Below are 1,298 nucleotides of genomic sequence, written 5' to 3'. Positions count from 1 at the left end.
CGGCCGCGGGCGGCCGTCCGAGCTGGATGGTCGACAACCAGGCCAAGACCAGCCTTGCTTTGCTGCGCGCCATGCGCAAGGTGACGTCGCTCGACGTGACCTTCGGCAAGCAGCAGGTCACCAGCATCCCGATGGACGGCTTCACCAAGGCCTATCGCAATCTCGGCACCTCCTGCGGGTTTTCGACCAAGGATGTCGCGCCCTGACACTGTCGGCCGGCGGGGTAAGCCGCTGGCAATCTTGCTTATGCATCGCTATCTCTGAGGCATAAAAGGCTCTAAGCCTGTCGCCCACAGAATCGCGAACCCAAGGCTCTCCATGCGCTGCCCCTATTGCCAGTCCGAAGATACGCAGGTGAAGGATTCGCGTCCCGCCGAGGATGGCGCGGCGATCCGCAGGCGGCGGGTGTGCCCGGATTGCGGCGGCCGCTTCACCACCTTCGAGCGCGTCCAGCTGCGCGACCTCGTCGTCGTCAAGAAGTCCGGCCGCAAGGTGCCTTTCGACCGCGACAAGCTGCTGCGCTCCGTCGAGATCGCCGTGCGCAAGCGCAATGTCGACCCCGAGCGCATCGACCGCGCGGTCACCGGCATCGTGCGCCAGCTCGAAAGCTCGGGCGAGACCGAGATCGCTTCAGGCGAGGTCGGCCGCCTGGTCATGGAGGCGCTGAAGTCGCTGGATGACGTCGCCTATGTGCGCTTCGCCTCGGTCTATCGCAATTTCCGCGAGGCCAGGGATTTTCACGAGCTGCTGGGCGAGTTGAAGGGCGACGAGGAAAAGACCGAAGAGGACGCCGGCTGATCATGGCAGGACCGCGACTGGACGAGGCCGCGCAGGCGGCCCTTGATCGCCGTTTCATGGCCGCGGCCATCAGGCTGTCGCGCCGCAATGCCGGCCGCACCTCGACCAATCCTTCCGTCGGCACCATCATCGTGCGCGACGACGGCGCCGGTCCGATGATCGTCGGCACCGGCGTGACCGCCGTGGGCGGCCGCCCGCATGCCGAGACAGAAGCGCTCGCCGAGGCCGGTGAACTGGCCCGAGGCGCCACCGCTTATGTGACATTGGAGCCTTGCGCCCATCACGGCCGCACGCCGCCTTGCGCCAACGCGCTGGTCAATGCCGGCATCGCGCGTGTCGTTGGCGCTGCCAGCGATCCCGATCCGCGCGTCTCCGGCAAAGGCTACGCCATCCTGCGCGCCGCCGGTGTCGAGGTGGTGGAGAAGGTGCTGGCAGCGCCAACGACACGCGCGATGCCGGCATTGACCAGCGCGTTGGCGCAAGGCGGCGTGCGGCCGTGA

The 1,298-nt window shown here is 67.2% G+C and carries 1 protein-coding gene and 2 pseudogenes; all 3 read left to right on the top strand.

Annotated features, from left to right (window positions below):
• A pseudogene (locus EOA24_RS38280) lies at positions 1-206 on the top strand (hypothetical protein); the annotation flags it as partial.
• A 112-nt stretch (positions 207-318) separates the two neighbouring features.
• Positions 319-798, top strand: coding sequence for a transcriptional regulator NrdR (gene nrdR / locus EOA24_RS38275; RefSeq protein WP_126082941.1), 480 nt, complete (start codon positions 319-321; stop codon positions 796-798).
• 2 nt (positions 799-800) lie between these two features.
• Positions 801-1,235: pseudogene (locus EOA24_RS38270) on the top strand (bifunctional diaminohydroxyphosphoribosylaminopyrimidine deaminase/5-amino-6-(5-phosphoribosylamino)uracil reductase RibD); the annotation flags it as partial.
• Between the last annotated feature and the right edge of the window lie 63 nt (positions 1,236-1,298).

It is taken from the genome of Mesorhizobium sp. M2A.F.Ca.ET.039.01.1.1 (genome assembly GCF_003998035.1).
In the GTDB taxonomy this organism is placed as follows: domain Bacteria; phylum Pseudomonadota; class Alphaproteobacteria; order Rhizobiales; family Rhizobiaceae; genus Mesorhizobium.
This window is presented reverse-complemented; position numbering and strand designations above follow the sequence as displayed.

Bases quoted from the DNA above. Each gene is read 5' to 3' on its own strand.
- nrdR (WP_126082941.1), top strand. From the start codon at position 319: ATGCGCTGCCCCTATTGCCAGTCCGAAGATACGCAGGTGAAGGATTCG.